This is a genomic window from Leucobacter sp. UT-8R-CII-1-4 (assembly GCF_030010235.1).
Taxonomy (GTDB): domain Bacteria; phylum Actinomycetota; class Actinomycetes; order Actinomycetales; family Microbacteriaceae; genus Leucobacter.
This window is the reverse complement of the sequence record NZ_JASCRS010000001.1, coordinates 696,015-718,028: the sequence shown is the minus strand read 5'-3', so window position 1 is coordinate 718,028 and position 22,014 is coordinate 696,015. Positions and strand designations below refer to the sequence as shown.

Here is a 22,014-nt window from a genome sequence, read left to right as displayed (position 1 = left end):
CAACTTCGCCGAGTGAATACGTTGTTGCCGAGTGGATACGCGGGACAGCGATATAACGTATCCGCTCGGTGACAACGTATCCGCTCGGTGGCAGCGTATCCACTCGCCAACAACGTATCCTCTGGCCAACAACGTGCCCTCTGGCCAGCAACGTATCCACTGGGGGACAAGGTATCCACTCGGCGAGAACGTATCCACTCGCCAACAACGTATCCACTCGGCAGAGATACGGCCTGTTCGCGAAAACGACGGCGACTGTGTTAAGCTTTCCTCTGGCCCAAGACCGCCGGTAGAGTTCGCAAGAACTCCGGAACGTTTGTTAGGCAGTGAGATTCGAGCGAAAGCCCGAGTCGCACCAAATAGCAAAGACCAGCGCAGGTACGATTTTCCTTGAAGGCGAAGAGCGATCCTCGTCAAAATGAAGCTCCGTGCGTGCGCGCCGGAGCTTTTTCGTTTCTCCAGGCGTTTGGGTTCCCGAGCGGCAACCGCCGCAAGGGCAAGACAAGCTAGAGGAGCGCCATGGCTACGAAGGATGCTACGGTTGCCGACCTTCAGAAGAATTTCGAAGCGTCGACTGCCGTTCTGCTGACCGAGTACCGCGGTCTCACCGTTGCTGAACTGCGCGAGCTGCGCAACAGCATTCGTGAGCACGCGACATACGCCGTGGCGAAGAACACGCTGACCAAGATTGCTGCGAACAACGCTGGCATCACTGCATTCGATGACGAGCTGGCCGGTCCTTCGGCTCTCGCTTTCGTGCACGGTGACACCGTTGCTGTGGCAAAGGGTCTGCGCGACTTCGCCAAGGCACATCCTCTGTTGGTGGTAAAGGCTGGCTACTTCGATGGCAAGCCACTGACCGCCGCTGAGGTTGGCAAGCTCGCTGATCTTGAGAGCCGTGAGGTGCTGTTGGCTAAGGCCGCAGGCGCAATGCAGGCTTCTCTCGTCGGTGCCGCACGCCTGTTCAACGCACTGCCCGCAAGCGCTGCACGCGCATTCGGCCAGCTGCAGGAAAAGCAGGACGCGTAAAGAATTCCTGCGTAAGCAGGTTTCGCAACATAAGACCCGCTGCTCACGCGCTGCGTGAGGGCAAACATCAAGGAGAACATCATGGCTAAGCTTTCGACTGAAGAGCTGCTCGAGCAGTTCAAGGGCCTGACCCTCATCGAGCTCTCGGAGTTCGTCAAGGCATTCGAGGAGACCTTCGAGGTTTCGGCTGCTGCTCCAGTTGCAGTTGCTGCTGCACCAGCTGCTGCTGCTGCTGAGGTTGAAGAGAAGGACGAGTTCGACGTCATTCTCGAGTCGGCTGGCGACAAGAAGATCCAGGTCATCAAGGTTGTGCGCGAGCTCACCGGCCTGGGCCTCGGCGAAGCAAAGGCTCTCGTAGAAGAGGCTCCAAAGCCTGTTCTCGAGGCTGCAAAGAAGGACGTTGCTGAAGACGCAAAGGCTAAGCTCGAAGAGGCTGGCGCTGGCGTTAAGCTTGCGTAATTTCGCTTCGTTGCTCCCTGCGCACTAGTTGCGTCTAGGGGGTGATGGATCGGCGGGGTTGCACCTACGGGTGCAACCCCGCTTTTCTTTTGCTCGGTTGGCGGCGGAGCTTAGGGCTAGTTCAAGGCGTGACCGATGGCTGGGTGCACTGTTTTACGCACGACCGCCCGGGCGGTTCGGCCTGCGGCGAGTAGCTTCGGATCAAGACGCATTGGAGCGTCACAGCCTCGCGGAATAGGCTTAGTGTGTGACGGCTAGCATCTATCTCACATCGGCAGAAGGCAGAACCGGCAAGAGCGCGGTTGCCATTGGCGTGCTTGATTCACTTCGTGCGGGAGCGCCAAGAGTTGGCGTTTTCCGTCCGCTGATTCGGAGCAGAGCAACGCGGGACCGTGTGCTTGAATTGCTGCTGACTCGGGCGACCGCCGGGCACGAATACGACCAGTGTGTTGGCGTGACCTACGAAGAAGCGCACGAGAATCCCGATGCGGCGATCACCAAGATCGTTGCTGCATATCGTGCCATGCGTGACGAGTGCGATGCGGTGCTTGTTGTGGGTAGTGATTTCACCGATGTTGCCGTACCGACTGAGCTCACCTTTAACGCGCGAATCGCGGCAAACCTGGACAGCCCAGTGCTTCTGATCCTTGGTGGCAGACAGCATGATGGCATTGAAACTCTTGGTCAGTCGGCCGCGCGCGGCTCTGGCGATTTGGCGCAGCTCACTGAGTTGAGTGTGCATGAACTGCGGAATGCTCATGCGACACTGCTTGCGGCTGTTGTGAATCGTGCTGATCCCACGTCTCTCGATGAGATTCAAGCTGCAGTCGCAAAGGAGCTGCCAGAGGGGACCCCCGTCTGGACTGTGCCAGAGCAGCTCGCGCTTGTCTCACCAACGGTCAACGCGGTGCTTGAGGCTGTCGACGGTCAGATGCTTCGCGGCAGTGAAGACGCGCTCGCCCGTGATGTGCGTGACATTGTGATCGCCGGTATGGCGATGGAGCACGTGCTGCCGCGATTGATCGAGTCTTCGGTCGTTGTGGTGGCAGCGGATCGCGCAGAGACTTTGCTGGCGGTGACGATGGCGCACGAGGCGCCGACCTTCCCTGACCTTGCTGCGGTAGTGCTTAACGGTGATTTTGCGCTTGCACCAGATGTTGAACGTTTGCTTGACGGTATTGGTTCTTCGCTTCCGGTCATTCGCACTTCGCACGGAACTTTCGATACGGCTCAGCGCATTATGCACGCGCGCGGGCTGCTCACGGCTGAGGCAAGTGGGCGACTAGAAACTGCGATTGGGCTGTTCCGCGAGCATGTTGATGTTGAGGCGTTACATGAGCTGATGCGCGTGCACCAGGGGAGTGTGCGAACACCGACGATGTTTTCGTATGAGCTTTTCGAGCGGGCGGCGGCCGCGAATGCCCACATTGTGTTGCCTGAGGGTTCAGATGATCGGGTGCTTCGGGCAGCTCACACGCTCCTTGCCCGGGGCACTGCGCGCCTCACGATTCTTGGTGAGGAATCAAGCGTTCGTAGCCGCGCTGCTGATCTTGGGTTGGCGCTTGATGGGGCAGCGATTCTCGATCCGACCGTGCGTACCCCGATGCGCGATCAGTTCATTGCCGAGTATGTGCGTTTGCGCGGGCACAAGGGCGTTACCAGCGAAATTGCTGATGAGCGTATGAATGATGTGAGCTACTTCGGCACCATGATGGTGCACCTCGGTTTCGCTGACGGTATGGTTTCGGGTGCCGCGCACACCACGGCACACACGATTCGACCTAGCCTTGAAATCATCAAGACTGTGCCGGGTGTTTCTGTGGTGTCGAGTGTGTTCTTTATGGCGCTGGCGGACCGGGTGCTTGTTTATGGTGATTGTGCGGTGAATCCGGATCCCACCGCAGAGCAGTTGGCCGATATTGCGATTTCCTCGGCTGCAACTGCGGTGCAATTTGGTGTCGACGCTCGGATCGCGATGCTCTCGTACTCCACCGGTGATTCGGGCACTGGCGCTGAGGTGGATAAGGTGCGTCGGGCGACTGAGTTGGTGCGAGCGGCACGCCCGGCTCTTGAGGTTGAGGGGCCGATTCAGTATGACGCGGCGACTGATCCGGGTGTAGGGGCTTCTAAGCTCCCTGGATCAACTGTTGCCGGCCATGCGACGGTTTTCATTTTCCCTGACCTGAATACGGGCAACAACACCTACAAGGCGGTGCAACGCTCGGCTGGTGCCGTGGCGGTTGGTCCGGTGCTTCAGGGCTTGAACAAACCGGTGAATGACCTCTCTCGCGGCGCGACAGTTGAGGACATTTTGAACACGGTGGCGATTACCGCAGTGCAGTCTGCAGCGCCCGGCGCAGTGTAAACGTCGACAGAGCAACGCAGCTTCTTAGCTCACACCATAGTCAGGACAACACATGCACAACATCCTCGTCATCAACGCCGGGTCGTCATCGATCAAGTATCAACTGATTGATTGCGTGACAGGCCAGCGCCGCACAAGCGGATTGGTTGAGCGTATTGGCGAGGCAAACGGTCGCGTGCAACACGAGGTGCCTGGTGAGGCGTTCGTTTGGGAGACTCCAATTGCCGATCATTCGGCAGCTTTTCGGCAGATGGTGCACGGCTTCGCGAAGGCAGGCACGCCGCTTGCCGAGCTCGATGTAGCTGCCGTTGGGCACCGCGTAGTGCAGGGCGGTAGCGAGTTTCACGGGCCGACACTGATTACCGATGAGGTTGCCGAGCAGATTCTTGCGCTCGGTGAACTTGCCCCACTGCACAATCCTGCGAACTACAGCGCCATTGTTGCTGCGCGTGAAACTTTTCCAGACGTGCCGCATGTGGCTGTCTTTGACACCGCATTTCACCAAACTATGCCCGAAGCTGCATATAGCTACGCCATCGACAAGAACGCGGCTGAGAAGTATGGCGTGCGCCGCTACGGCTTTCACGGAATCTCGCATCAGGTGGTGTCGCAACGGGCAGCTGCCCTACTCGATCGACCAGTCTCTGAACTCAAGCAGATCATTCTGCACCTCGGAAACGGTGCTTCTGCCTGCGCCATTGACGGCGGTCGTTCGGTAGATACCTCAATGGGCATGACTCCACTCGCCGGGCTTGTGATGGGCACACGAAGCGGCGATATTGACCCGGGTGCACTTCTGCATCTCATGCGCGCCGGGCTTGATGTTGACGCGGTGGATCGCCTGCTCAATAAAGAATCTGGCCTTCTTGGGCTCGCCGGATCGAACGACATGCGAGACATTCGAGCCGGAGTTGCTGCGGGCGATGAGGCCGCGATGCTGGCTTTTGAGGTCACGATTCGACGGCTCAAGCATTACATTGGCGCATACCTTGCGCTGCTTGGCGGAGCCGACACGATTGTGTTTACTGCGGGGGTCGGCGAAAACCATGTTCCGCTTCGCGCGGCTGCATGTGCCGGGCTTGAGTGGTTCGGCATCGAGATTGATGCCGAGCGAAATGCTGCCCCAAGCTCGGCTGCCCGTGTGATCAGCAGCGACTCATCAAGAGTGACGGTGCTCGTGGTGCCCACCGACGAAGAAGCAGAGATCGCGAGGCAGACGCTTGAGGTTGTCGCCGGTTAGCTAGCCGAGCAGATCACCCATCTGTTTGGCAATGATTTCAGTTGCCTTTTTGGGGCTCAATCGCGAGAGCAGATCCATCGCTCTGGCATCTGAGCCAATCGTTGCACGGAACGTTCCGCGTTCAAGGGCTCGTACGATGATGCGCCCGGCTTCTGCCGGGGGAGTCGTCTTGTGGGCTGTGGCGGCTGCTTCTTCAGCGACGTCGCCGCCGAGAGTGACGCCTGAGTTCTTTGCAATGTCGGTGCCGATTGCGCCGGGAAAAATCACTGTGACAGCAACATTCGTGTCTTTGAGTTCAGCGTAGAGGGCTTCGGTCAGCAGCCGTACGGCGGCCTTTGATGCGCCGTAGACAGCTTGGCCAGGCACTGGCGCGTATGCGCCCATGCTTGACACATTTACCAGGGCAGCTTCAGGGCGAGCAATGAGTTCAGGCAGAAATGCTTTCACCATATTTATGACGCCCCAGAAGTTGACGTTCATGACCTTCTCGATTTCGTTGAAGGGGAGCTCGTTGATTTTCACGAATTGCTGGATCACTCCGGCGATGTTTAGGAGCCCGTCGATCTGGCCGTGTGCGGCTCGTACTTCATCTGGCAGGGCGGCGGTCGCCTCCCGATCTGAAATGTCGAGCACATGCTTGCTGAACCGCTTGCGTACGGAGGCGAGCGCTGCCGTCTCGTCGAGACCTTCGGCATTGAGGTCAACACCGGCGACGTGTGCCCCGTTTTGCAAAAGGAGCAGGGTGACTTCGCGAGCAATACCCGCGCCCGCTCCGGTGACGACAAAAACCTTGCCCGCTACATTCATGGAGTTTCCTGTTCTCACACAGCACTGGGTGACATTGTTTGCGCGGCTGTTTGCGGGGGCACGCTTGCCCGAAACTTTACCTGCGAGTGCCTGGCCGCACCAGAGCTGGCTGAGTAAACGGCAACGCGAATGTCGGACGGTACAAGTACCATGGAGAGCGTGGCTACCGCACTGTATCGCCGTTATCGGCCAGAGGCATTTTCCGAGATGATCGGGCAGGCTCATGTGACTGAGCCGCTCATGACTGCGCTTCGTTCGGGGCGCATCGGTCATGCCTATCTTTTCAGCGGCCCGCGCGGCTGCGGTAAGACCACTTCGGCGCGAATCCTTGCGCGTTGCCTGAACTGTGCAGAGGGTCCGACCGACACTCCCTGCGGTGTCTGCCCAAGCTGTGTTGAACTGAGTCGCGATGGTGGCGGCTCGCTCGACGTGGTTGAGATTGACGCCGCAAGCCACGGTGGTGTCGACGATGCGCGCGAGCTTCGCGAGCGTGCCGTGTTCGCACCGGCACGTGATCGCTACAAGATTTTTATTATTGACGAGGCTCACATGGTGACCTCGGGAGGCTTCAACGCTCTGCTGAAGATTGTTGAAGAGCCGCCACCGCACGTGAAGTTCATCTTCGCTACGACCGAGCCAGAAAAAGTCATTGGCACGATTCGTTCGCGTACCCACCACTACCCATTCCGTCTCATTGCGCCCGGCGCACTGATGGACTACGTGCAACAGCTCTGCGATACCGAGGGTGTGCAGGTTGAGCAGGGTGTGCTTGGCCTGGTGGTGCGTTCTGGCGGTGGGTCTGTGCGTGACACGCTTTCGATTCTTGACCAGCTCATCGCAGGCAGCGAAAGCGGAGCGGTTTCGCTTGAGCGTGCGACCGGGTTGCTTGGCTTTACCAGCGGTGAAGTGATCGATGACGTGGTGAATGCCCTCGGCGCTGGCGATGCTGCTGCGGCCTTCCGTGCGACCGACCGGGTGGTGCAGACGGGGCAAGATCCGCGCCGTTTTGTCGAAGACCTGCTTGAGCGTTTGCGCGATTTGATCGTTATTTCGGCGACGTCGATCCAGGGAGCGTCTGCGGTATTTCGAGGGGTCCCCGAGGATCAGCTTGACGCAATGTTCGCTCAGTCCCAGGCCTTCACCCCAGCGCAACTCTCGAAGATCGCTGACACCGTGAGCGGCACCCTCGACACTATGGTGGGTGCAACGGCGCCGCGATTGCACCTAGAACTGATGGTTGCACGTGCGCTGATCAGCGCGAACAACGCTTCGGCAGGTCAGGTAGCTGTCGCTGCCCCTGCTGCACCGCGACAGAGCACGCCTGCGGCGAACTCATTCGGCGGCACACCCGCTGCTGCTGCGCCTGCTGCCCCTACAGTCGAGCCTGCCGCAGCGCCAGTACCTGCTCAGAGTTTTGCTGCGCCAGCGCAAAGCAACCAGGCGGCAGCTCCCGCGACTCCACCGCAGGTGGCCCCTGCGGCACCAGCGCAGACCGCGCCGCCGGTACCCAACGACGTGATCGCAGCTATGCGTTCAGCCCGTGACTTCTTGAAGTCAGATGATTCGGGTGTGACTCGCCCTCCGATGGTTCCGCTTGGTGGGCATGCTCCTGCAGCACAGGCCTCAGCTTCTGCACCTGCAGTTGCCTCCGAGTCAGAGAGCCAAACGGCTGAGCCACAGGCCGCTGAGCCACAGGCAGCTGTAGAAAAGCCCGAACCGACTCAGGCAGCACCGACTCAGGCCGCACTAGCTCAGCCTGCTCCGGCTACATCGGAGCACTCTGCCGATGCTTCATCGCCAGAGACGGTGCCTTCAGCGACTGAAGCCGCACCTATTCCAGCTCAGGCAGTGTCAGAAGCTGGGGCGACAGACGAAGTCTTCGAACAAGCCCTTGAGAACGACGAGCCCGGCCTCGAAGACCTGCTCGAAGTCTGGCCAGATCTGCTCGACGAACTTCTTGAGAGCAATCGTGAGGCTTGGAACGCTGTGCGTCAGGTACAGCCGCTCGCATTTGAGGGTGAGATTTTGACGGTGGGTCTGGCATCTAAGGCCGATCTTGACGCTTTCAAGTCAAGTGGAGCAGGCCCGTTGCGTGAGGCCCTTTCGGCTTCACTTGGCATCAGCGTGAAGTACGTTCCGAAGCCATTGCCAGAGGGTGTGCGGCCAACCTTTGCCGGTCGTGAGAGCGACGAGCAAGCCGCAGAGGAGCCCTCTCCTTCGGCTGAATCGATCCCGGTAGCTGAACAAACTCAAGCCGTTACCGCCGAAGAAACACCGGCGCCACCGGCTCCCATCGAGAACTATCCCGAACCGGCATACGACATTCCACCAGAGCCTGACTACGAGCCAGAGCCCTACGGTGAAACAGGTGCCGTTTCGAGCGCTGCCTTCAAGGAAGAACCTGAAGCCGCGCAAGCCGTGCAGAGCGCTCAGGTCGCGCAGGCCGCGACTGCGGGCGCAGCAGATTTGAGCGCCGAATCTACAGCGACGCTCGCGGCAGATGCAGCCGCACGGATTGCCGCGGTGGCGCAATTGCCAACAGCTCCTGCGCCCGGTTTCGCATTGCCAACGGGCTTTGCGGCTCAGGCAGATCATGCGGCCCAGTCGAATCCTGCGGCAAGCTCTGGTCAAACGTCTTCACCTGAAACGTCGTCTGATCGACCAGTCACCTCAGCAACTGCCGCCGCAGGCGACGCCCCAGCGAAACGTGAATCTCCGGGGTTTACCCGATATGGCGAATCGGTGGTTCGGGAGGTCCTTGGCGCACGTTTTGTTGAGGAGCGACCATTGCCAGAGGGGCTTGAACGTTAATTCTTGCCCTCAGGCTGTTCCACTTTTTTCCTTTGACCAGGAAAACACGCTAGCGATAGTGCGCAGCGAGAGCAATGCCTGCAATTGTGAGAGATCGCTAAAAGATGATGGCAGATCCCAATCTTTTCGCAAAATGTAAGAAATATATTTGCATTTTGGGGAACGGGCGAGCATGTCAAAAAGGAACAAGAATTGGTTATTGGCTTTAAGTGTCGGCTTAATGCTGCCGCTCGGTGCAGCGCCAGCCCTCGCAGTTGGGCCAGAACCTTCAGCCACTCCGCCAACGGCCGAACTCGCTGAAGATCCAAGTGCCGCGGCCGTTGCGCCAGAGCTGCACTCTTACTCGCCAGAAATTGTCTACGATAGCTACTTCAATGAGCTGACCCTTCGTGGCAGCAACCTGTCGGGTGTCTACGAGATCAGAGCAAACGACTACACCCTGGGAAATTTTGAGGTCGTCTCGGACGGGGAAATTACGCTGCCTTTGTACCCTTACGACGCGACAACCGAACCGGTAATAACGATTTCTGTGGTGAGCGCGGCTGGGACGTCAAACGCTTTGACCATCCCGATCACCAAACGCATCCGAAGCACGCCGATCTTCAATCTGACGATTACCTATGGCCAGACTGCGGAGATTACCGGCGATACATCAGCGATGCTGGCTGAGTCCTGGTGGCCCCTGTTGGTCCTCGGCGAGGAAGTGTTTTCGGTTGACTCCCTCGAAGAGGGCATCGCAAGTGTCTCGTTGGCGGCGGCGAGCTTCGACGCCGGTGAGTATGAGGGTACCTTTCAGCAGCCGGTACCGGCTCGAGCCGCAACCGGTGACACCACCGCGGCCATTGCGGGTGGGCTATTCACTGTGCTGAAAGCGCCGACCGCAATAGTGCTAGACACCAAGAGCGCCGAGTTTTCAGGTAGTGTGACCGCTCAGTACGGCACCATTCCAAGCGGTCAGCTGGATCTGAAAAACGTGACCAGTGGAGCCGTGCAGTCCGTTGAGATTGGTACAGACGGATCGTTCTCGTTCCCCGGGGTCACCGCTGGAAACGATAGCTGGCAACTCAGCTACGCCGGTGACACCAACCACATCGCGACTTCGCTGGCGGTGAATCCAGTGGTTCCCCCGACAACGCCAGACACTAAGAAGCCGCTCCCCGCGACGGGTGCGACTGCGTTTGATCCAGCGTTGATTGCCGTGCCCCTTGGCGCGCTGCTGCTCGGTGGAACTCTCCTGCTGCGTTCAGCACTTCGCTCGACGCGTAGCTAACCTGAGCTTCAGTGTCGGTGCATCCCGTTAGAGTTGGGGATGCACTGACACGAAGTCGGTGCGCGTGAGAGGTGGCCGCAATGTACGACGGAATCGTTCAAGATCTGATCGATGAGTTCGGCAGGCTGCCCGGAATCGGGCCGAAGTCAGCCCAGCGCATCGCTTTTCATATTCTGCAAACACAGAGTTTTGACGTTTCGCATCTAGCGACACTGCTCACCGAGGTGCGCGAACGAGTGCACTTCTGCGATCAGTGCGGCAATATTACCGAACAAGAGCGCTGCTCGATTTGTCGTGACCCGCGACGTGACCAGGGCCTCATCTGCGTCGTTGAAGAACCCAAAGACGTTGTTGCGATTGAGCGAACACGCCAATTCCGTGGGCTCTACCACGTGCTGGGCGGCGCGATTAGCCCGATCGATGGCATTGGTCCAGACGATCTGAGCATCGCGCAGCTTATGCGCCGCTTGACCCCTGCTCCCGGTGAAGAGACCGTTCGCGAGGTGATCCTCGCCACTGACCCAAACCTTGAGGGTGAAGCAACCGCGGCGTATCTTTCGCGGCTACTCACCGCTATTGAAGTGCCTGTCTCGCGGCTCGCCTCCGGTCTACCGGTAGGCGGCGACCTCGAGTTTGCTGATGAAGTGACCCTTGGGCGCGCCTTCGAAGGCCGCACCAAGATGAGCTAACGCGCTAACGCGCTAACGCGCTCACCCGCAAGCGCCAAATGGCCGAGCCCGGAAAGGCGAATGCCTGAATGCGGCATCGCCGAAGTGCCTCTCAAATAGATCGCTCAAGCGCGGCGTAATATGCCTGCGAACAACCGAGGCATATGGTGTCGCGATAGACTGAGAGCTGGCATATATTCAGGGCTGATACCAGGAGGCACGCGTGGCATTAATCGTGCAGAAGTTCGGTGGTTCATCGGTCGCGGATGCCCAGAGCATCAAACGCGTCGCGAAACGAATCGTAGAGACTCGTCGCGCGGGCAATGACGTTGTAGTTGTTGTGAGCGCAATGGGTGATACCACCGATGAGTTGCTCGACCTCGCAGCAGGGGTGACACCGATTCCAGCGCCGCGTGAGCTTGACATGCTGCTCACCGCAGGCGAACGAATCTCGATGGCTTTGCTGGCAATGGCGATTAAAGGCATGGGCATGGACGCCCTTTCCTTTACCGGTAGCCAGGCCGGCATGATTACGACCGCTGAGCACGGCTCAGCGAAGATCGTTGACGTTACCCCGCGCCGTGTGCGTGAGGCACTCGATCAGGGCTCTGTCGCAATCGTCGCCGGGTTCCAGGGCTTCAACCGTGGCACCGGTGACATCACCACGCTTGGCCGCGGTGGATCAGACACCACGGCAGTCGCGCTCGCCGCAGCGCTCGATGCTGATGTTTGCGAAATCTACACCGATGTTGATGGTGTGTACACGACTGACCCGCGTGTGGTCTCATGCGCGCGAAAGATCCACTCGATCACCTCGGAAGAGATGCTTGAGCTAGCTGCCTCTGGCGCGAAGGTGCTGCACCTGCGCGCTGTGGAGTACGCGAGACGTCACGGCGTCGCACTGCACGTTCGCTCTTCGTTCTCAAACGAAGAGGGCACCATTGTTTACGACCCGAAGAAGGGCCACCCGAAGGGAGAAAAGGTGGAAGAGCCAATCATCACAGGTATCGCCTTTGAGAAGAGCGAAGCGAAGGTCACAGTTGGCGGCGTGCCAGATGTGCCGGGCAAGGCTGCGCAGATCTTCGAGATCGTGGCAAAGACCAATGCGAATATCGACATGATTGTGCAGAACGTTTCTGCAGATCATCGCACCGATATCTCGTTCACCGTGCCCTCGGGCGATGGCCGCAAGGTTGTTGAAGCACTCGAAAGCGCTCGCGAAGACATCGGCTACGACCGTCTGCAGTACGACGATCAGATCGCCAAGGTCGCCGTTGTCGGCGCTGGCATGCGTGATGCATCTGGTGTTTCGGCACAGCTGTTCCGCGCACTCTTTGACGCTGGAATCAACATTGAGATGATCTCGACCAGTGAGATTCGCATTTCTGTTGTCACCCGTGCTGATGTGATGGAGGATGCGGTTCGTGTGCTGCACACCGCCTTCGGTCTCGACACTGACGACGAAGCTGTTGTATACGCAGGAACCGGTCGCTAGGAGATATTCGATGACTACCAAGATCAACCTCGCAGTTGTTGGCGCCACCGGTCAGGTTGGCAAAGTTATGCGTCGTCTGCTCGACGAGCGCGATTTTCCAATCGCTTCACTGCGTTTGTTCTCAAGCGCGCGTTCGGCAGGCAGCAAGATTGAGTTTCGCGGCGAAGAAATTGTTGTAGAAGACGTCGATAGTGCCGATCCAAGCGGCATCGATATCGCTCTATTCTCAGCAGGCGGTGCTGCCTCGAAGCAGTACGCGCAGAAGTTTGCTGATGCTGGCGCAATCGTGATCGATAATTCAAGCGCATGGCGCATGGATCCCAACGTGCCGCTGATCGTGAGCGAGGTGAACCCTGACGCAATGAGCGGCGTTATCGCAGCGCGCAAGGGCATCATCGCTAACCCGAACTGCACCACGATGGCTGCTATGCCAATCATGAAGGCGCTCGACGCTGCAGCCGGTCTTGAGCGTATGATCGTGACCACTTTCCAGGCAGTGTCTGGTTCGGGTCTGGTTGGTGCGGCCGAGCTGGCTGGCCAGATTAACGCTGCGGTTGAGCAGGGTGGCATCGAGAACCTGGTGCACGATGGATCTGCAATCAACTTCCCGGCCCCGCAGGTTTACACCAAGACCATCGCCTTTGATGTGTTGCCACTGGCTGGTTCGATCGTCGAAGACGGTCAGGGTGAGACCGACGAAGAGAAGAAGCTGCGCAACGAGAGTCGTAAGATTCTCGAACTGCCAGAGCTGCTTGTCTCAGGAACTTGCGTTCGTGTACCCGTCTTCACCGGACACTCACTCTCGATCAATGCTGAGTTCTCGAACGAGATTAGCGCGGATCGCGCCCGTGAGGTGCTGGCGGCAGCTCCGGGCGTGCAGCTGAGCGATGTTCCGACTCCGCTTGAAGCTGCAGGCCAAGACCCTTCGTTTGTGGGGCGTATTCGTGAAGATCAGAGCGCGCCAGCAGGCCGTGGGCTGACCTTCTTCATTTCGAATGACAACCTGCGCAAGGGCGCTGCTTTGAATGCTGTTCAGATCGCTGAGGTGGTCGCCAGCCAGCTTTAAGCTGAGTGACAACGAGAGGGCCCGCGTTCATCGAACTGTTTAAAGATGAACGCGGGCCCTCTTCGTGTGTTTTGTGCCGGTTCGCAGGGGCTTGATACTGCTGCTTAGGGCGTTGGTGGTGTTTCTGCGAGGCAGAATCCGTCTGCGCCGAGATACCAGGTGCTCGTTTTTGTGACGGTCGCGTATTTCCCGGTCTGGCCAAGGTATTTGGCCTGGATCGATTGTGACTGGTTCTTCGTGAGTGGGATCCCGGTACGGCCACGGTTCCCCCAAGAAACAGTTCATAATGCTTGATTCGCCGGTGCGTTGATCGTGGACACAGAGCGGTTGTGTTAAGGAAACAGTATGCTTCGTGGTCCCCTTAAAACGGGGGGGGGGGGGGTAATTAGAGTGGTCGCGAGGTGAGAAACAGGTAGGTCTGGTTAGATACTCAGATGGGCCAGGGCGGGGGAGGATCGCAGTCAGCGGGCCGCTTCGAAGGTGAGCAGGCTCGCTTCTGGGCGGCAAGCAAAACGCACCGGCGCATAAATCGAGGCACCGAGCCCGGCGCTCACATTCAGGAACGCTGCACGATCTGCGTCATACCAAACACTCATACCACGTGCCTGAGTCGGGGGTAGATCACAATTCGAAGTGAGCGCGCCGACTCCGGGAACGCGCACCTGACCGCCGTGAGTGTGCCCAGCAAGAATCACATCAGCGCCACGGTCAAGCAGTTCGCCGAGTGGCTGCTGATAGGGCGCATGAATCACGCCAACGCGCAGCGGCACAGAATCGCCGAGCGACGGAAGATTCGCCAACGAAGCATCAAGCTCAGCTGCGTCATCGTAACGAATATGCGGATCATTCAAACCAAGAAACTCAACCTCGGTGCCGCGAATCGAGATGCGAGCTGCCCGATTATTCAGGTCAACAAAACCAAGATCAGTCATGCCGCGAGTAAGCGCCGCATTGTCGATATCAGGCACCCGAGTGCCAAGGCGGCTCGGAGCGCTCAAATAAATGAACGGGTTTTTTGCCCGAGGCGTGTAGTAATCATTTGACCCGTGCACAAACACACAGGGAATTCCGGCCTCAGCAAACGGTCGCAACGCATGCAACAGAGGCCCGCGCGAAAGCCGGTGCCCCATCAGATCACCCGTCAGCACGACCAGATCAGGGCGCAGCTCAACAAGTGAACGCACCCAATTGATTTTGCGGCGCTGCCAAGGGGCCAAATGAAGATCACTCAACTGCAGCACTCGCATAGGTGCTGCGCCATCAGGCAACACTGGCAGCGTGTGCCGACGCAGCGTGAAGAGCCGCGGCTCCACCAGCGTCGACCAGGCGGCAACGCCGAGGGCTGCAACACACAGCCCCCGGCCTAGCTTTGCTACGGGGTGCACTTGACCGCCAGGGTTACCTGGTTCGCAGGGTTCGCAGCCGAACCCTCACCCGGGGTCACCGACTCAACCGGCAAACTGGTCAAGTTAGGCGGCGTCGGATTCACAGCCGTCGAACACACTATGTCGACATTCGGGAAGCCCGCATTCACCAGTGCAGATCGGGCAGGGCCGCCCTGCGCACCAATGAGGCCACTCGGAATGGTCTTCATGTTGCCGTTACTGACGTAGACCGTGATGTCGGCGCCACGGCTAGCCTCACCACTCGGGTTGGTGCTTGCCACCAGACCAGCCGCGATGTGCGAGTCAACCTCGCCACCGTTGACCACACCGAAGCCCGCAGCGGTCAGCATCTGCTCCGCCTCAGCATAAGAACGGCCGGTTACGTCTGGCACGCCCACCATCACCCGGGTAGTGGCGGTGCTCGGTGGGTCTGGGAAGGCCTCGCCACCGTAACGGGCATCCGCAGCATTCATTGCTGCGTTAAAGATGGCACGCTCCGGTCGGCCGAGGTAGGTGCTGTTCAGCGAAACCTTGCCGTTGACATTGCCCGTCCACACAGCGGTAGCTGCGGCGGTGCTGCCGCCAACGTTCCAACGATCAACCGCACTGTCAGTAGTACCCGACTTACCGAAGTGAGGAACTCCGTAATTCGAAGAGGCGTGCGACATGGTTCCGTTTCGCACAACACCCTCAAGTGCGTACAACACACCGGCAGCAACATCAGGCGAAATAGCCTCGCCACACTTGCTCTTGGTGAACGCGACCTCATTGCCAGAAGCATCAGTGATCGAGTCGATCGGCACAGGGGTGCAGAAGACACCATTTGCTGCGAATGCCGCGTTAGCTGCTGCCATCGACAGCGGTGCGATTTCGTCAGTACCCGCGAATGCGAGCGAAGGCACAATAGTCAGGTCACGGGTGCCAGCATTCGAAGTGCCACTGTCTTCTGGCATCTCGAAAGCACGGTGCACGCCAAGCGACTCGGCAAGCTTCACAGTGTCGCAAAGATCAAGCTTTTGCTGCATCGACACGAACACGCCGTTGAGCGACTGCGCTGTGCCCTGCATCACCGTAGTGTTACCAGGAGCTTCGCCCGCGTCGTTCTTGAAGGTCCACGGACCGCCGCCATACACGCCGCCAAGGCAGCTGGCGTTGAACGAGCTGAGCTGCACGGTACGACCGTTGCCGTTCACGCTGTCAAAGAGCGAGTTACCAGCCCTCAACCATTCGGCGAGGGTGAACACCTTCATGGTCGAGCCCACCTGGAAGCCGCTCGATCCACCGTATTCGTAGTCGGTGTTGTAGTTAATACTTGTGAAACCGGGATTAGATTCGAGCACTTCAGGGTCGGCGCTAAACGGTCGGTTTTGCGCCATCATAAGCACTCGCCCAGTGCCGGGCTGAACAGTCGAAGCAGCAGCACCAATATCGATGCCGTCCATCAACTGCGGAATCTCGTCACGAAGCGTCGCAACAGTTGCCGCCTGCATCGAGAGATCGATCGTGGTCATGATCTGGTAGCCGCCACGCAAGAAGTTGAAGTGGCGCTCTTCAGGCGTATTGCCGAACGCTGGATCAAGCTCAATGTAGCGCTGCACGTAGTCGCAGAAGTGACCCAGACCATAATTGGTTTCGGCCACAGCACAACCCGACTGGCGAGAGCTAAGCTTCGGCGTCACATCGGTGGCCACAGCCTCGTCGTACTGTGCTTCAGTGATTCGATTGGCATCAAGCATGCGCTTAAGCACGTAATCACGACGAACCTGGTTCGCAGGAACATTGTCGGGATCGCTGAGGTTCAAGTTCGAAGGGAACTGCACGATAGCGATGAGGCTCGCGGCCTCAGCAAGAGTGAGGTCCTTCGCCGACTTCGAATAGTACGACTGCGCAGCCGACTCGATGCCGTAAATATTGCGCCCGAAAAGGGCAATGTTCAAGTAGCCGAGCAGAATCTCATCTTTCGAGAACTTCTTCTCGATACTGACGGCATAACGAATCTCCTGCAGCTTACGCGAGGTGGTCTGCTCCATTGCATCCTCGTAAGCTGCCTCGCGCTCTTCAGGATCAATGATCGCCTCAGCGCGCTGCACGAGCACGTTACGAACGTACTGCATGGTGATGGTCGAAGCACCGCCGGCATCGCCGCCCTTGAGCTGGCCAAGCACCGCACGGCCAAGACCCATCACGTCAACACCGTTGTGCGTGTAAAAACGGGGATCCTCAGTGGAGACCGCTGCATCTTTCACGTACTGAGAGATGCCATCCCAGCCGACCATCTCGCGGTTCTGCACGAAGAAGTCAGCGAGATTGACGGTATTGCCCTCGGCATCTTTCGCGAGGATCGACGAAGGCTCAGCGAGCTGGCCCGGGTCGAGGTGCCCCGGCAGATTCTCGAAAACACTGATCGCAGAACTCGCGGCGTAACCGCTGATTGCAACAACTGGGGTAACCGCGACCGTGACAAGCACACCCGCGATCACGCTCATAATGATTGCGCCAAAAAAGCCGCCAATTGCGCCACTTGGGGTGCGGGGTTTTGCGGTGCGAACGTTGCCGCCGCCGCTGCCCGGCGTAGAAGACGATGAAGCCATAAGATAAAGCGTATGCGACATGGCTGAGAATTTTGCACGCTGAGGTAGCGAATGAGATGTTCTCGTGACCAGACTTTGGCTTGTTTAAAGGGATCTGGCCGTTCGCTGTATGCCAGAAAAGAAGGAGCGCCTGATGAGTGAATCGGCTGAAAATGGCGGGAGTGCAGAGACAATGAAGTGGGAATACTTCGTAACTCCGTTGCTGCTGCACAATGAAGCGGCAATCTTGAATAACTGGGGAGCCCAAGGTTGGGAACTCGTACAGATCATCGAGGGCCCCGCTGGTGGCAATGTTGCATATCTGAAGAGGAAGGCCTAATACATGTCGATTATTGAGGATCGCCTGCGCGAACTCGGCTACGAGGTGCCCGAGGTTGCCGCACCAGTAGCCGCATACGTGCCCGCACTGCGTCGCGGAAACCTGGTCTACACCAGCGGCCAGCTGCCATTCGCAGACGGTGCACTGCCCGCAACCGGCAAGGTTGGTGCTGAGGTTAGCGCAGAGCAGGCTGAAGAGCTGGCACGTCAGTGCGCGCTAAACGGCTTGGCTGCAGCGCGCGGCGTGCTCGGATCGCTCGACAAGATCACTCAGGTGCTCAAGGTGACCGCGTTTGTTGCGTCGGATCCTTCGTTCACCGGCCAGCCAGCCGTTGCCAACGGCGCTTCAGTGTTCCTCGGTCGCGTATTTGGCGACATGGGAATTCACGTTCGCTCGGCCGTGGGTGTAGCGGTGCTGCCGCTTGATGCTCCCGTTGAGGTCGAGTTCGTGTTTGAGGTCTCTGACGACTAATCGGGCCGCTCCGCATAGCGGATCGGGACGAAGCCGTGCGAGAGCCAGAAATGGCTCTCGCTTTGAACGGCTTTGTCCCGTTGAGGTCGAGTTCGTGTTTGAAGTCTCAGACGACTAATCGGGCCGCTCCGCATAGCGGATCGGGACGAAGCCGTGCGAGAGCCAGAAATGGTTCTCGCTTTGAACGGCTTTGTCCCGTTGAGGTCGAGTTCGTGTTTGAAGTCTCAGACGACTAATCGGGCCGAATAGCTTCCGTTCATCGAGATCGTCGAGACGGGCGGGGCCTGCGACACCATATAAGAAGGGCGTGGGATCACCAATCGTGATCCCACGCCCTTCTGTATTGGTTAGCTTTCGAATCTGCCCAGCCATCTGATCAGAATGGCTTCGAGTTGCGCTCGATCGTCGGACGAAAGTTCGGCGACAATGCGATGCTCATTTTTCATATGGTCGGTGAAGGTTTCGTCGACCACACGAAGCCCCTTCGCGGTGAGCGCGATTATCCTGCGCCGTCCGTCGCCCTCGGCGGCGCGGCGTTCGATCAGGCCCGAATCAACCAGGCGGTCGATTCGTTTGGTGGTCGCGCCCGTCGTGACCATGGTGTGTTCGGCAAGTTCGCTTGGGGTGCGCTCGTAAGGTGCTCCGGCCCGGCGTAGCGAGGCGAGCACATCGAATTCGCCCTGGCTGATGCCGTGAGCTTCGAACACCGTGCCGAGTTCGGTGGCGATGAAATCGCTGAGGCGGTGCAGTCGCCCGATGACGCCCTGTGGTGCGACGTCGACGTCGGGGCGCTCGCGTCGCCAGGCAGCCTGAATTCTGCTCACAGCGTCAAGGTTTTCGCTCATGCATTCAACTATAGCTTCCATGGAAGATAAGGTAGTTTCCATGGAAGCTAAATTTCGCTGGTTGTTGATTGCCGCGATCGCGCCAATCGCGTGGGGGTCGACGTATTTTGTCACCAAACACTTTTTGCCAGTAGATGCGCCGCTCTGGGGCGCGTTCATCCGAGCGCTGCCAGCTGGCCTGGTGCTGCTGCTGATCGCTCGAAAGCTGCCCCACGGGTCTTGGTGGTGGAAGTCTCTCGTGCTCGGCACGCTCAACGTCGGTGCGTTTTTTGTGCTCGTATATGTCGCGTCAACACTGTTGCCATCGAGCGTAGCTGCGACCATCATGGCAGCGGCAGCCGGCGTGCTGATGCTGGTTGCGTGGCCCCTGCTCGGCGAACGACCGGCCGCGCGATCACTGCTCGGTGCCGCGCTCGGGCTGATCGGTGTCACCGTATTGGTATTCGACGGTGGGGGATCAGTCAACCCGCTAGGCGTAGTCGCCTCGCTCGCTGCGATGCTGATGTCTGCCTTCGGTTTCGCGCTCACCAAACGCTGGTCGAGTGAAGAGTCTGTGATCGCTGTCACCTCTTGGCAGTTGCTCGGAGGCGCGCTCATTATTGCTCCGTTTGCGATTGTTATTGAGGGGGCGCCGCCGGCTCTCGATGCCAGCGCATTCTTGGGATTCGCCTACGTGACACTGATCGCTACCGCGCTCGCGTACGTGGCCTGGTTCGCCGGGCTCAAACACTTGCCCGCAAGCAGTGTTGGGTTGGTGGGTTTGCTGAACCCGATATCTGGTGTGCTGCTTGGCACGTTGCTTGGCGGCGAGGACTTCGGGTTGCGACAGGCCGCGGGAACGGTGATTGTGCTCATTGGTGTGCTGGTGGGGCAAAAAAGAAAGTAGACCGCTGAGGTAGCCTCTTGTGTGAAATATATTCTTCGTGAGGCTTCTGAGAGGGCAGAATTGCGTTTGGCTTCAACCACTTCAACAACCAGGGCAGCTTCGCTGCTCAAAGCTGCACGCTGCGCTGCGCTGGTGGCGACCATCACCATCGGGGCCTCGACACTTTCAGCAGAACCCGCCGCCGCGCTGACCATCGTCGAAGACAACACGCAGATTTCAACGTCAAGTGGATTCGGCACGGCCTTTGAATCAAGCCCAGGTGCAGGCTTCAGCCAGTTCAACACCATCGATGGAAACCTGCTCAGCGCGCCAAACGAAACTGACACGCAGCTACAAGAGCTTTCGCTGCCGATCTACAACCTCTTCGAAGCAAATGCCGCAATCAGCTTGAGAGCAGTCGTATTCAACTGGGATGCCACCGGAAAACACCCGAGCGGAGAACCGCTGGCAGTTTCTGAGCCACAGCAAATTCCGCTGTCTTCGGCGGCAGATCCCCAACTGAAATGGGTGAGCTTTGATCTTGACGCGCAACTTGAGCCAGGCGTTGAATACTTCGTTGGCGTCACGACAGTTTTCGACAGTGACACCAACCCGCGCCAAAGCTCCGCCATGCCGATCGGCCTTGGCTACACGAAAGGCGACGAGCATTGGGTGAGCCAACTCGCGCTTGAGCCTGCCCACTTGAGCGACCCCTCAAAATGGAAAGGCATGTTCAGCGGCTCTCGTTCAGGGCAACTCGCGTTGCGCCTGGTGTTTGACGATCCAACGACCTCAATAGAACGCGAAGTGCGCGCTCTCGACGTTGAGATCGAATACGGCCTTCAAGCTGTGCTCGAAGCAAGCACCGACGATCTTGGGCCTGATGGTGGCGAGGTGGTATTCGCTGTCTCTGGCAAAGCTCTAGAAGCTGCAACGGTTTCGAACCGTCGCGCTTCGTACACTCTGGCGCCAGCATCTCACGTCGCAGGTAGCTACGTGGTTCAGGCGACCTACACAGACACCACGGGTGAACAGGCCGTCAGCGAAGCAACGCTGACGGTGCTGCCAGCGGCGGCGAGTATTGAAGTCTCAGCGGGCACAGGCGCCGCCAGCAATACGCTCACCGGCAGAGTCGTCGGGAAACACGGCACCGCGCCTACCGGAAGCGTGGCGCTCGTGAACCCTGACGGCAAAACCGTAGCCACGGCTGCACTGAACGATACAGGCGAGTTCAAGCTAGCAGGAGTGACTCCAGGCAACTACAGCCTCGACTACTCAGGCGACAACAATCACCTTGACGGTTCGGCACCCGTGCAAGTCACCGGAGGAATCATCGACCCGAAAGCTCCAGATGCAGAGCAGCCAAACCCTGACAAGTCGACACTCGCAAACACAGGAAGTGACGCGCCAACCGCGGGCGCTGCGCTCTCGGTCGGCCTGCTCGCAGCGGGCGCTGCATTGACGCTTAGGGCTCTCTGGCAGCGACGAACTCCGAAGCGCGGCTAGATCATTCGAGGCGCTCGCTGAGAATCTCGGCGAGCGCTGCGGGCCTGCTCCACATCGGCCAATGTCCGGTGGGCAGATCGACAAACTCGGCATCACTCAGTTTGGCGACCTCGCTGAACATTGGGTGATCCGCTTTTGCAAGAGCGCGAATCTGTTCGCCCGTGATGGAGCAGCAAATGAACGTGCTTGGCACGCTGCGACCGGCATCGCCCTGAACCTTCACCGCCTCACGCACCACCGGCCCGGGCTCTGGCACCGCGCGCTGACGAAACAGATCGAGGGCAGCGGTGCTGATACCGGCAAGACTTGCCTGGGCGCCCAACTCTTCAAACGAGGGCAGCGGTAGTTCGACCAGGTCAGCGGATGCGTTCGGCGCGAACACCGCGCCATCACCGAGCGGGCCGCTATCTACCCAAATGACTCGGTCGATGAGTTCAGGGTGACTGCTCAGCACTACGCTCACTGGAGCGTTCGCGCCACTGTGTGCGGCGACAACGCGTCGGCCAGCAGCAGCGTCGTGGCTTTGCAGCGCCCGCACAATGTGATTCGCCTGGTCTTCAATGGTGCGGCTCGCGCGATCGGGGTCTGCCGGGTCTAGCCCTGGCAAAGTGAGCGGTACCTTGCGCGCGTGAGCCAACGCGGGTTGTGCGATCACCTCATCCCAGGCCCAAGCACCGAGCCAATGGCCGGCGATGAGGAAGATAGTCGCATGTGGATTCTGCTGAACTTGTTGTGCTTGCGGAGCTTGTTCTGTTTGCAGACCTTGTTGTGCTTGCGTTGATTCTGGCTGAGTCATACTCGAAGTCTCCCATTGCGATGGGG

18 protein-coding genes are annotated in these 22,014 nt (G+C 58.8%); 13 read left to right on the top strand and 5 right to left on the bottom strand.

Features of this window, described 5'->3' with window-relative positions; all coding sequences use genetic code 11:
• The first annotated feature begins 519 nt into the window (after positions 1 to 519).
• The 4 genes from rplJ to QBL02_RS03135 all read left to right on the top strand — a co-directional run bounded on the left by rplJ (position 520) and on the right by QBL02_RS03135 (position 5,093).
• Complete coding sequence (gene rplJ, locus QBL02_RS03150; protein WP_282724902.1) at positions 520 to 1,029, top strand: 50S ribosomal protein L10; 510 nt, start codon at positions 520 to 522, stop codon at positions 1,027 to 1,029.
• Positions 1,030 to 1,110: 81 nt separating this feature from the next.
• On the top strand, positions 1,111 to 1,488 hold the full coding sequence (gene rplL / locus QBL02_RS03145; RefSeq protein ID WP_282724901.1) for a 50S ribosomal protein L7/L12: 378 nt from the start codon (positions 1,111 to 1,113) through the stop codon (positions 1,486 to 1,488).
• Positions 1,489 to 1,735: 247 nt separating this feature from the next.
• A complete protein-coding gene (pta, locus tag QBL02_RS03140; RefSeq protein WP_282724900.1) occupies positions 1,736 to 3,853 on the top strand; it encodes a phosphate acetyltransferase in 2,118 nt (705 codons plus the stop codon).
• A gap of 52 nt (positions 3,854 to 3,905) precedes the next feature.
• Complete coding sequence (locus QBL02_RS03135; protein WP_282724899.1) at positions 3,906 to 5,093, top strand: acetate kinase; 1,188 nt, start codon at positions 3,906 to 3,908, stop codon at positions 5,091 to 5,093.
• Here the strand turns inward: QBL02_RS03135 and QBL02_RS03130 are convergent, their stop codons facing one another.
• A complete protein-coding gene (locus QBL02_RS03130; protein WP_282724898.1) occupies positions 5,094 to 5,900 on the bottom strand; it encodes an SDR family oxidoreductase in 807 nt (268 codons plus the stop codon).
• A 159-nt stretch (positions 5,901 to 6,059) separates the two neighbouring features.
• Here QBL02_RS03130 and QBL02_RS03125 point away from each other — a divergent pair, with 159 nt between their 5' ends.
• The 5 genes from QBL02_RS03125 to QBL02_RS03105 all read left to right on the top strand — a co-directional run bounded on the left by QBL02_RS03125 (position 6,060) and on the right by QBL02_RS03105 (position 13,210).
• A complete protein-coding gene (locus QBL02_RS03125; protein ID WP_282724897.1) occupies positions 6,060 to 8,711 on the top strand; it encodes a DNA polymerase III subunit gamma and tau in 2,652 nt (883 codons plus the stop codon).
• 199 nt (positions 8,712 to 8,910) lie between these two features.
• Complete coding sequence (locus tag QBL02_RS03120) at positions 8,911 to 9,981, top strand: hypothetical protein (protein WP_282724896.1); 1,071 nt, start codon at positions 8,911 to 8,913, stop codon at positions 9,979 to 9,981.
• A gap of 80 nt (positions 9,982 to 10,061) precedes the next feature.
• The gene (gene recR, locus QBL02_RS03115) at positions 10,062 to 10,670 is read left to right on the top strand and encodes a recombination mediator RecR (protein WP_282724895.1); all 609 of its coding nucleotides are present in this window, start codon (positions 10,062 to 10,064) and stop codon (positions 10,668 to 10,670) included.
• A gap of 202 nt (positions 10,671 to 10,872) precedes the next feature.
• Positions 10,873 to 12,144: an aspartate kinase gene (locus QBL02_RS03110; RefSeq protein WP_282724894.1), complete on the top strand. Its 1,272-nt coding sequence runs from the start codon at positions 10,873 to 10,875 to the stop codon at positions 12,142 to 12,144.
• Positions 12,145 to 12,154: 10 nt separating this feature from the next.
• Complete coding sequence (locus QBL02_RS03105; RefSeq protein WP_282724893.1) at positions 12,155 to 13,210, top strand: aspartate-semialdehyde dehydrogenase; 1,056 nt, start codon at positions 12,155 to 12,157, stop codon at positions 13,208 to 13,210.
• 461 nt (positions 13,211 to 13,671) lie between these two features.
• On the opposite strand, the gene QBL02_RS03100 is transcribed toward QBL02_RS03105, so the two are convergent.
• Both QBL02_RS03100 and QBL02_RS03095 read right to left on the bottom strand, forming a co-directional pair.
• Positions 13,672 to 14,595 (bottom strand): metallophosphoesterase, encoded by a 924-nt coding sequence (locus QBL02_RS03100; protein WP_282724892.1) that lies wholly within the window; start codon positions 14,593 to 14,595, stop codon positions 13,672 to 13,674.
• The gene (locus QBL02_RS03095; RefSeq protein ID WP_282724891.1) at positions 14,583 to 17,186 is read right to left on the bottom strand and encodes a transglycosylase domain-containing protein; all 2,604 of its coding nucleotides are present in this window, start codon (positions 17,184 to 17,186) and stop codon (positions 14,583 to 14,585) included. The genes QBL02_RS03100 and QBL02_RS03095 overlap by 13 nt, the downstream gene beginning before the upstream one ends.
• Before the next feature lie 133 nt (positions 17,187 to 17,319).
• Between QBL02_RS03095 and QBL02_RS03090 the strand changes: the two genes are divergently transcribed.
• Both QBL02_RS03090 and QBL02_RS03085 read left to right on the top strand, forming a co-directional pair.
• Entirely contained in the window at positions 17,320 to 17,505 is a 186-nt protein-coding gene (locus QBL02_RS03090; protein WP_282724890.1) for a DUF4177 domain-containing protein, read from the top strand.
• A gap of 3 nt (positions 17,506 to 17,508) precedes the next feature.
• Entirely contained in the window at positions 17,509 to 17,976 is a 468-nt protein-coding gene (locus QBL02_RS03085; protein ID WP_282724889.1) for a RidA family protein, read from the top strand.
• A gap of 347 nt (positions 17,977 to 18,323) precedes the next feature.
• On the opposite strand, the gene QBL02_RS03080 is transcribed toward QBL02_RS03085, so the two are convergent.
• Positions 18,324 to 18,821 (bottom strand): MarR family transcriptional regulator, encoded by a 498-nt coding sequence (locus QBL02_RS03080; RefSeq protein WP_282724888.1) that lies wholly within the window; start codon positions 18,819 to 18,821, stop codon positions 18,324 to 18,326.
• A gap of 40 nt (positions 18,822 to 18,861) precedes the next feature.
• Between QBL02_RS03080 and QBL02_RS03075 the strand changes: the two genes are divergently transcribed.
• Complete coding sequence (locus QBL02_RS03075) at positions 18,862 to 19,707, top strand: EamA family transporter (RefSeq protein WP_282724887.1); 846 nt, start codon at positions 18,862 to 18,864, stop codon at positions 19,705 to 19,707.
• Between the two features lie 21 nt (positions 19,708 to 19,728).
• Positions 19,729 to 21,192 carry a carboxypeptidase-like regulatory domain-containing protein gene (locus QBL02_RS03070; protein ID WP_282724886.1) on the top strand — a complete coding sequence of 488 codons (1,464 nt, stop codon included), beginning with the start codon at positions 19,729 to 19,731 and terminating at the stop codon, positions 21,190 to 21,192.
• 1 nt (position 21,193) lies between these two features.
• Here the strand turns inward: QBL02_RS03070 and QBL02_RS03065 are convergent, their stop codons facing one another.
• The gene (locus QBL02_RS03065) at positions 21,194 to 21,988 is read right to left on the bottom strand and encodes an alpha/beta fold hydrolase (RefSeq protein WP_282724885.1); all 795 of its coding nucleotides are present in this window, start codon (positions 21,986 to 21,988) and stop codon (positions 21,194 to 21,196) included.
• Between the last annotated feature and the right edge of the window lie 26 nt (positions 21,989 to 22,014).